Genomic DNA, 8,287 nt, shown 5'->3' with positions numbered 1-8,287 from the left:
GGTGTCTCCGAACCTCGCCGGCATGCTCATGGTCGTCGCGCAGGCGATCGCCACCGGCGTGTTCGCCGAGCTGCAATACGTGGGCCTTAAGAAGAGCGGGCGCGCCGTGGCGGCGGCGTGACAGGTCGATCCCAGTCATTCCGGGCTGGTGCGTGAGCACCAGACCCGGAATCTCGAGATTCTCAGGCGCGCAAGAGCGCTCCTGAGTTCGATGCTGCGCATCGCCCCGGAATGACTGCTTCTTGAATTCCGCGGCTAGGCCCGCGCGCGACCGTTAGGTTTGCCGACGGCGTGGCCGTTGAGTTTCTTCTTTTTGGCGGCCTTGGTCTTCGAACTCTTGGCGCCCGCCTTCTGCGCCTTGCGCTCGGCGCGCGCCTTGACCTTGGCGGCTTCCGCCCGCGCTTCGGCGCGCTGCTTCTTGCGCTTCTTCTCGCAGGAATCGCACTTGCAGCCGATCGGCTTCAAGTAAGCTTTGAAATAGTCGGTGCCGTAATCGTAATTGATCTCGTCACCCGGCTCGATGTTCCTGATGGCGCGGATGTAGACTTTGCGCTCGCGCGGGCGGACGTCGGATTCGGCGTTCGGCCGGCAGGAATGGTTGATGTAGCGGGCGAGGTTCTTGCGCACCGAACCGTCGATGGTCCAGCGCCCGTTGAGCTCGAACAGATATTTGTTCTCGATCTCGTCCTGCTCGGGGATCTTGGAATCCAGGATCGGCCCGAAATAGCGGATGATCCGGGTCCCCTTCTTGATCGGCTTGGTGGCGAAGAGGCCAAGCCCGGTCTTGGAGCGGCCGACGCGATAGGGTTTGTTTGAGATGGCTGGCATGATCGAGAGGTTGAGGACGACGAGCTGGATGAGCTTGAGGCGAAGCCGCTCTTCTAGAACGATTCCGCGCCGCTGTCAGGACTATCCAGCCGCCGTTTGAACCTTGCCCACAATCAAGACGTCTGATGGGGACGGAGTTCCCACACCATTGAAGCCTCACATGAACCGGATCACTGCAACAGGCTTGGCCGTCTTGATGACCTGCCTCGGCCTGAACAGCGCCAACGCCCAATCCGTGGGCAGCAGCTACAGCTCGACGGCGCCGAAGGATTGCCGCCAAATCGGCAAGCCCAGCGACCTCGACGGCAGCACCACGCGGGTCTGCCCAGGCAAGGGTGGGCTCGTGGTGCTGATCGCCGAGGATGATCTGCGCGAAGTCGTCTCCGTCGGCCGCAATCGCAAGCAGGCGGCCGAGGAACCGGCCGCCAATGTCTGGTTCGCGCCGTTCAATTCATCGCAAACCACCATCGAATGGCGCATTGCCGGTACAAGGCCGTTTGCGATGATCCAGCGCTGGCATATCGCCGACAATTCCGATCCCGACAGGCAGGGGCGGCCGAACACCAAGGCCATGCTCGTGGTGACCCGGCTGCCGCCCGGCCCGGTCTGTCACGTCGCCTATGTCGACGCGATCGCCAACCCCACCGCCAATGAGCTCGCGCGCAAGGCCGCCGACGATTTCGCCCGCGGCTTCGTTTGCGGCAAAGACGAGGTGAAGATCATCGGCACACCCGGCCGCGCGGTCGAGCTGGCGACGATGCGCTAGCCTCTCGTCTTGGCGCGCCGATAGCGTGCCAGGAGCCGCTCGCCCTTCGCCGCAATACGCCGCGCAGCCGCCACCGTCTTTGGAACAGGCTCGCCCCAAGCATGGGCCGAGAGCGCGTGGCGGGTCGGCTGCCCTTTCGCATCGACCAGCGGCGGCAGCTTCGCGCGGCCGTAGAAGCGCACGGCCCAGCTGCCCTTCCGCCGCATCTCCTGCGGGGTCATCTCCGACTCTCTCTTGGTGACGCCCGGGCGCAAATGAGCACCCTGCTTGCGCGCAAACGCCTTGCGGCCCGCCGCGGTCAGGCCGCCGCGCGGATCCTTTTCGCGCGCGGACGCGCTGCGCTTGCGTGTCGACTTCGCCGTCTTCTTTGCAGTGCGCTTGCGGGTCTTCTTCGCAGATTTTTTCTTTGACGCTTTCGACTTCGGGGCTTTCTTGGAGGTCTTTTTCGAGGCCATGCGCATGTTGTCCACGAGGTTGGGATAGCGGCGGCCGGCGCGGCGGGCGCGGGCCTTCGCCGCCGATTTCTGCGCAGGGCTCAGATGCTTGGAGGTCTTGCCTGCCCGCTTGCGGGGATTTGAACGTTTCCAGGGAGCGCGCGGTGTTCTTGCCATGCGGCGTCAACGCCTGACCACGGCAAGGGTTGCCTGTCGTCGCGGCGATCAGATAGCGGGCGGCTTCGCCGCGACCGGTACCGTCAGCATCGCCTCGAGCAGCTGCTCCGCCGTCGTGCCCTCGGGCAGCCGCGCGAGGATGTCTTCGAGCCGACCGTCGAGCAGCAGCATGGTGAAGCCGTGCACCATGGCCCAGGCGCGCGCAATCACGGCGCCCTGGTTCATGGTCAGCGCATCCTCGCTGATCTGCTCCTGCCGTATCACTCCGATCGCATTCGCAAGTCCGGCGAAAGAGGCTTCGGCCGCCTCGTGCAGCGACGGCCGGGAATGGTCCAGGCGCTCGGTGCGGAACATGATGCCGTACATGCCGGGATGCGCCTGCGCATAGGCGACATAGGCCTTCGGCCGTGCCAATGCCTTCTCGAGCGGCGTCGCGGCCGCATCGCAGGCCGATGTCATCGCGGCGTTGAACTGGCGGAATCCGACGGCGGCGAGTTCGCTGAGCAGCCCCGTGAGATCGCCGAAATGATGGGTGGGCGCGGCATGCGAGACGCCCGCCTCGCGCGCAACCGCCCGCAAGGTCAGGCCGGCGAGCCCGTCTCGCTCCAGCACGCGTTCGGCGGCCTGGAGCAGCGCCTCGCGCAGGGCGCCGTGATGATAGGGCGTCTCCGTCTTCGCACTTCTCGTGCGGCGCGGCGGTCGCGGTGCAGCAGCCGGCGTCGTGCTTCGGGGGCGTGAGCCTCGCGAGGTTTCGCTCTTGGTGTGGGTCTTGGCCATTTACAAGCTATATGACGCAATATTGACAGTGTAAAGATTTTGCTTGACCAAAGCGACAATCGGCGCTATCAGATCTTTACGATGTAAAGATGGGGAGGCTATACCGTGCAGCACGAGGCCATCACCGAACGCCGCAACAATCTCGGCCCGATTCCTTTCGAGGCCGATGCGCCTTCCCTCAAGATCATCGGCGAATTACCGCGCGAGCTGAACGGCACGCTCTATCGCAACGGACCTAATCCGCAATTCGAGTCTCCCGGCGCGCACTGGTTCGTCGGCGACGGCATGCTGCACGCCTTTCATCTCGAGAACGGCCGCGCCAGCTACCGCAACCGCTGGGTCCGTACGCCGAAATGGCTTGCCGAACACGACGCCGGCCGCGCGCTGTTCGGCGGCTTCGGCCGCAAGCTGCCGGATGCGCCGCAAGACCTCACCGACGGCGGCGTCGCCAATACCAACATCATCTTCCACGCCGGCAAGCTGCTCGCGCTGGAAGAAGCGCACCTGCCGACCGAGATCGAGCCGGGCACGCTGGCGACGCGCGGCTATCACAATTACCAGGGCCGCATCGCCGGCAGTTTCACCGCACATCCGAAGATCGACCCCGTCACCGGCGAATTGGTGTTCTTCGGCTACAACGCGGCGGGCCCGCTGACGCCCGCCCTCTCCTACGGATCCATCGACGCATCAGGCAAGGCGACGCGCTTCGAGCGCTTCGAGGCGCCCTATGCCAGCATGGTGCACGATTTCATCGTCACCGAAAACCATGTGCTGTTTCCGATCCTGCCGATCACCGGCAGCATGCAACGCGCGATGAGCGGACGGCCGCCCTATGCCTGGGAGCCGGACAAGGGCGCCTATGTCGGCGTGATGAAGCGCAGCGGGACCGCAAAGGACATCGTCTGGTTCCGTGCTGAGGCCTGCTACGTCTTCCACATCATGAATGCATGGGAGGACGATCACCGTATCGTCGCGGACGTCATGCAGTTCGAAGAGGCGCCGTTGTTTCCGCATCCCGATGGCCGGCCGACCGATCCGGAAAAGTCGCGCGCCCGCCTCTGCCGCTGGACGTTCGATCTCTCGGGCAACACCGACCGCTTCCAGCAGACTTATCTCGACGATCTCACCGGCGAATTTCCGCGCATCGATGATCGTCGCGCCGGCCTGAAGAGCCGTCATGGATGGTACGCCTGCGCCAATCCGAGGCTGCCGATGTTCGGCGCGCTTGCCGGCATCGTCCATGTCGACGGCAACGGCAGACGGCTCGGCCAATACCTGCTGCCGGCCGGCGACACCATCTCCGAACCCGTGTTCGTCGAGCGCTCCAAGGATGCGGCCGAGGGCGAGGGCTGGCTGCTCGCGGTGGTCTGGCGCGCACGGGAGAATCGCAGCGACCTCGCGGTGTTCAATGCCACCGACATCGAGAACGGGCCCACCGCATTGGTGCAGCTCGGGCACCGCGTGCCCGACGGATTCCACGGCAATTGGGTCGGGGCGGCATAGCCGGCGGCACGACATCGCGAATGCAGAGAGAATTCCCATGTTCATGTCCCCGATCACCTCCCCGGCCACCGTGGGCTGCCTCGCGCTCGTCGCCCTGTCCGGGGCTGCGGGCGCATTTCAGATGATCCGGCTGCGGCGGAGCCGCCATACCGTCTTCGACGGCGGTATCTTGCTCAGTCTTGGTCTGTTGATCGCCGCCGCGATGCCACTCCTGCCCTGGGACGAAATGGTCGAGATGGCATTGGACCAAACCGTTGCAGTTCTTCGTTTCCTGGAGGTCGCTTTCGTCGTCTTGACCTTGTAAGAGAAGGTTGACCCGGGCTCCCTGTCTTGACCACCCCTGCTCTGCTTGTTGTGGCCCAAATCCCCTGCTGCAGGGTCTGAACCCAGCGTTCGGCCGCTTTTGGGAACGCCTGCGCCTCTCGCACCAGCGCGGTTGTCTTCACAAAGTGATATGCCGGGCATCGCCAGATCAAGTACGGTGCGCCGATCTGCGCCTTGCCCACGACCGCTAACCAGGAATGACGATGAAGGACGTATTCGCCCGCCTCGCCTCCGACCTCCTCTCCGTTATCATCTTCCTGGCCGTCTATCTCGTCACAGACAACGTGATCCTCGCAACGGCGGTGGCGATTGTCGGTGCGGTCGCGCAGGTGATCTATGCGCGCCTCAAGGGACAGCCGCTCCATTACATGACCTATGCGAGCCTCGCCCTGGTCATCGTGCTCGGCGGTATCACGCTGCTGACCAACGATCCGCGCTTCATGCTGGCGAAACCCTCGATCGCGCATTTCGCGATCGGTGCGATCATGCTCAAGCGCGGCTGGATGCTGCGCTACATGCCGCCCGTCATCGCCGAGACCGTTCCGGAATATGTCACCGTTGCGGGCTATGCCTGGGCGGCGCTGATGTTCGTGATCGGCGCCGGCATGCTCGTGGTCGCCTCCACCGGCGATCTGAAGCTGTGGGCGTTCTATCTGATGGTGGTCGCAGGCGGCGCCAAGATCCTGGCCTTCGCCGTGCAGTACTTCGTTCTGCGGCTGATCGTGACCAACCGCCGACGTGCCGCTGCCCGCGCCTAAATGCCCTACCGGAGGGTTAGGCAGGACATGCGAGTTGCGCTATAGGCTCGGCTAGGGACGGCCGCGGATCGTCGCGGGCCGCCGGAAATCTGCTCGGGAGACGGGAATGGCCGTAGACGGCAACTGGAATCTGACGATGACGACCCCGATGGGTGAGCGCCAGGCGACGCTGAGCCTGAAGGCCGCAGGGAGCACGCTCACGGGCACGCAGGGCGCGGAAGGCAATACCGCAGAGATCTTCGACGGCACCGTCTCCGGCGACAACGTCTCCTGGAAGGTCTCGATCGACAAGCCGATGCCGCTCACGCTCGAATTCACCGGCATGGTCTCGGGCGACAGCATCAGCGGCGAGATGGGCATCGGCCCGATGGGCAGCTTCCCGTTCACGGGCGCCCGCGCGTAAGGCCGCGCGCGGCACCGATGCGCGCGCTCCTCCTGATCGCGGCGGCGATCCTGTCCGTCGCGACACAGGCGGCGCGTGCGGATGACACCGAACCGGCGTGGCGCGCAAGCGCGCTCGCCTTGGTGCCGGCAGGCTATGTCGCCGGCCTCGCCTACCGCACCGATGGCTCGACCGGCTATCTCGCCATTTATCCCGCGCCATCGAACGATCCGAAGACTCCGGCGAGCGTGTACGCTGCGCGTCAGGCCCTCGTCGTCACGCTGACGCCGGACGCGACGCGCGCGGTGTCGGCCGAGATCAAGCCGCGCAACGATCCCGATGACGGTGACAGCGACTTCGCCAAGCTGCACACCGAGCTCGCCGGAAAACGCCCGTCGCTGCCTGATGGCACCGAGCCCTGCAGTCTCGGCGCCTGGTCCATCGACAAGGACCCGAACGGCCTCAACGTGCGCGCCGAGCCGTCGGTCAAGGCGCGCGTGCTCGGCACGTTGCCGCCCCCCTATCGGCTCAAGCTCGGCGGCGCCGAGAACACGCCCGAGGGCGGCTGGCTCACCGAATTCCGCATCATCGGCTTCAAGGATGGTTGGTTCCTGATCGAAGGCGCGAGACCGCCGGGCAAGGACTACGAGGACGAGAAGCGATATCCGCGTAATGCGCCAAAACCCTATGCAGGACGCGGCTGGGTCGCGTCCAACAAGGTCGGCGCGGCCTATGCCAATGGCGGCACGCGCGCGGGCGGCCTGTTCCAGGCGCCCTTCGTCGACGCCAAATGGATGCCGGCCCAGCGCGAGCTCGGCGGAGCGCTCGACACCGACGGCGGCCCGAAGCGGCTTCTTGCCTGCAGCGGATATTGGGGGCTGGTCGAGAGCCACGACGGCGTCCGCGGCTGGTGGCGCGCGCTGTGCTCGAACCAGGTCACGAATTGCAGCTGACGGGCATCGGGACCTCGCCGCGAGCTCAAATCGTCATACGCGGGCTTGACCCGCGTATCCATCTTCTGACGGAGCGATGGATGGCCGGGTCAAGCCCGGCCACGACGGCCTCAGCCGAGATTCAACTCCTTGAAGAAGTCGTTGCCCTTGTCGTCGATGATGATGAAGGCGGGGAAGTCGACGACCTCGATGCGCCAGATCGCTTCCATGCCGAGCTCGGGATATTCGAGCACCTCAACCTTCTTGATGCAGTGCTCGGCGAGGTTCGCCGCGGCACCGCCGATCGAGCCGAGATAGAAGCCGCCGTACTTCTTGCAGGCCTCGCGCACGGCCGGGGCGCGGTTGCCCTTCGCCACCATCACCATCGAGCCGCCGGCGGCCTGGAACTGGTCGACGAAGGAATCCATGCGGCCGGCCGTGGTCGGACCGAACGCGCCGGAGGCATAGCCCTCGGGCGTCTTGGCGGGGCCTGCGTAATAGACCGGATGGTTCTTGAAATAGTCCGGCAGCGGCTCGCCCTTCTCCAGCCGCTCGCGCAGCTTGGCATGGGCGCTGTCGCGCGCGACGATCATGGTGCCGGTCATCGAGACCCGCGTCTTGATCGGATATTGCGAGAACGTCGCCAGGATGTCCTTCATCGGCTGGTTGAGGTCGATCTTGACGACTTCGCCGCCGAGCGACTGTTCGACCTGCGGCAGGTATTGCGCGGGGTTGTGCTCGAGCTCCTCGAGATAGACGCCGTCTTTGGTGATCTTGCCAAGCACCTGGCGGTCGGCCGAGCAGGACACGCCGAGCCCGATCGGCAGCGAAGCACCGTGGCGCGGCATGCGGATCACGCGCACGTCGTGGCAAAAATACTTGCCGCCGAACTGCGCGCCGACGCCGAGGCTTTGCGTCATCTTGTGAATCTCCTTCTCCATCTCGACATCGCGAAACGCGTTGCCGTCGGGCGAGCCGTGAGTCGGCAGCGCATCGAGATAGCGGGCGGAGGCGAGCTTCACCGTCTTCATGCAGAGCTCGGCCGAGGTGCCGCCGATCACGATGGCGAGGTGATAGGGCGGGCAAGCCGCGGTGCCCAGCGTCAGGATCTTCTCCTTGAGAAACGCGAGCAACCGGTCCTTGGTCAGCACCGAGGGCGTGGCTTGGAACAGAAAACTCTTGTTGGCCGAGCCGCCGCCCTTCGCCATGAACATGAACTTGTAGGCGTCATCACCCTCGGCGTAGATCTCGCACTGCGCAGGCATGTTGTTGGCGGTGTTCTTCTCTTCGTACATCGAGAGCGGCGCGACTTGGGAGTAGCGCAGATTGCGGCGCAGGTAGGCGTCGCGCGCGCCTTCGGACAGCGCGGCCTCATCGTCGCCGTCGGTGATGACGTTGCAGCCCTT

At 65.0% G+C, this 8,287-nt stretch carries 10 protein-coding genes; 6 read left to right on the top strand and 4 right to left on the bottom strand.

Going from position 1 to position 8,287, the window contains the following annotated elements; genetic code table 11:
• Positions 1 to 255: 255 nt before the first annotated feature.
• Positions 256 to 828, bottom strand: a complete 573-nt coding sequence (locus JHD07_RS26340; protein WP_291627383.1) for an SET domain-containing protein — start codon at positions 826 to 828, stop codon at positions 256 to 258.
• Between the two features lie 160 nt (positions 829 to 988).
• Here JHD07_RS26340 and JHD07_RS26335 point away from each other — a divergent pair, with 160 nt between their 5' ends.
• Complete coding sequence (locus JHD07_RS26335) at positions 989 to 1,594, top strand: hypothetical protein (protein ID WP_291627381.1); 606 nt, start codon at positions 989 to 991, stop codon at positions 1,592 to 1,594.
• On the opposite strand, the gene JHD07_RS26330 is transcribed toward JHD07_RS26335, so the two are convergent.
• Positions 1,591 to 2,205 carry a DUF6321 domain-containing protein gene (locus JHD07_RS26330; RefSeq protein ID WP_291627379.1) on the bottom strand — a complete coding sequence of 205 codons (615 nt, stop codon included), beginning with the start codon at positions 2,203 to 2,205 and terminating at the stop codon, positions 1,591 to 1,593. The genes JHD07_RS26335 and JHD07_RS26330 overlap by 4 nt on opposite strands.
• Positions 2,206 to 2,253: 48 nt before the next feature.
• On the bottom strand, positions 2,254 to 2,982 hold the full coding sequence (locus JHD07_RS26325) for a TetR/AcrR family transcriptional regulator (protein WP_291627377.1): 729 nt from the start codon (positions 2,980 to 2,982) through the stop codon (positions 2,254 to 2,256).
• A 105-nt stretch (positions 2,983 to 3,087) separates the two neighbouring features.
• Here JHD07_RS26325 and JHD07_RS26320 point away from each other — a divergent pair, with 105 nt between their 5' ends.
• From JHD07_RS26320 to JHD07_RS26300, 5 genes are all read left to right on the top strand, one after another.
• Positions 3,088 to 4,485, top strand: a complete 1,398-nt coding sequence (locus JHD07_RS26320; RefSeq protein WP_291627375.1) for a carotenoid oxygenase family protein — start codon at positions 3,088 to 3,090, stop codon at positions 4,483 to 4,485.
• Positions 4,486 to 4,522: 37 nt separating this feature from the next.
• Positions 4,523 to 4,789, top strand: a complete 267-nt coding sequence (locus JHD07_RS26315; protein ID WP_291627373.1) for a hypothetical protein — start codon at positions 4,523 to 4,525, stop codon at positions 4,787 to 4,789.
• A gap of 223 nt (positions 4,790 to 5,012) precedes the next feature.
• Positions 5,013 to 5,567, top strand: coding sequence for a septation protein IspZ (locus JHD07_RS26310; RefSeq protein WP_291627371.1), 555 nt, complete (start codon positions 5,013 to 5,015; stop codon positions 5,565 to 5,567).
• Positions 5,568 to 5,673: 106 nt separating this feature from the next.
• Positions 5,674 to 5,970 carry a hypothetical protein gene (locus tag JHD07_RS26305; protein WP_291627370.1) on the top strand — a complete coding sequence of 99 codons (297 nt, stop codon included), beginning with the start codon at positions 5,674 to 5,676 and terminating at the stop codon, positions 5,968 to 5,970.
• A 17-nt stretch (positions 5,971 to 5,987) separates the two neighbouring features.
• Positions 5,988 to 6,902 carry an SH3 domain-containing protein gene (locus JHD07_RS26300; RefSeq protein WP_291627368.1) on the top strand — a complete coding sequence of 305 codons (915 nt, stop codon included), beginning with the start codon at positions 5,988 to 5,990 and terminating at the stop codon, positions 6,900 to 6,902.
• Positions 6,903 to 7,012: 110 nt separating this feature from the next.
• On the opposite strand, the gene JHD07_RS26295 is transcribed toward JHD07_RS26300, so the two are convergent.
• Positions 7,013 to 8,287: FumA C-terminus/TtdB family hydratase beta subunit (locus tag JHD07_RS26295; RefSeq protein WP_291627366.1), on the bottom strand; the 1,275-nt coding region annotated here is incomplete at its 5' end.

Origin of the sequence: Bradyrhizobium sp. (assembly GCF_016462955.1) — a bacterium.
Lineage (GTDB): Bacteria > Pseudomonadota > Alphaproteobacteria > Rhizobiales > Xanthobacteraceae > Bradyrhizobium.
The sequence above is the reverse complement of the archived record's forward strand: the minus strand, read 5'-3'. Positions and strand labels throughout refer to the sequence as shown.

What these genes read in the sequence shown, in the direction of transcription:
- JHD07_RS26340 (WP_291627383.1), bottom strand. Translation starts at nt 828, where the DNA reads ATGCCAGCCATCTCAAACAAACCCTATCGCGTCGGCCGCTCCAAGACC.
- JHD07_RS26335 (WP_291627381.1), top strand. Translation starts at nt 989, where the DNA reads ATGAACCGGATCACTGCAACAGGCTTGGCCGTCTTGATGACCTGCCTC.
- JHD07_RS26330 (WP_291627379.1), bottom strand. Translation starts at nt 2,205, where the DNA reads ATGGCAAGAACACCGCGCGCTCCCTGGAAACGTTCAAATCCCCGCAAG.
- JHD07_RS26305 (WP_291627370.1), top strand. Translation starts at nt 5,674, where the DNA reads ATGGCCGTAGACGGCAACTGGAATCTGACGATGACGACCCCGATGGGT.
- JHD07_RS26310 (WP_291627371.1), top strand. Translation starts at nt 5,013, where the DNA reads ATGAAGGACGTATTCGCCCGCCTCGCCTCCGACCTCCTCTCCGTTATC.
- JHD07_RS26315 (WP_291627373.1), top strand. Translation starts at nt 4,523, where the DNA reads ATGTTCATGTCCCCGATCACCTCCCCGGCCACCGTGGGCTGCCTCGCG.
- JHD07_RS26325 (WP_291627377.1), bottom strand. Translation starts at nt 2,982, where the DNA reads ATGGCCAAGACCCACACCAAGAGCGAAACCTCGCGAGGCTCACGCCCC.
- JHD07_RS26300 (WP_291627368.1), top strand. Translation starts at nt 5,988, where the DNA reads ATGCGCGCGCTCCTCCTGATCGCGGCGGCGATCCTGTCCGTCGCGACA.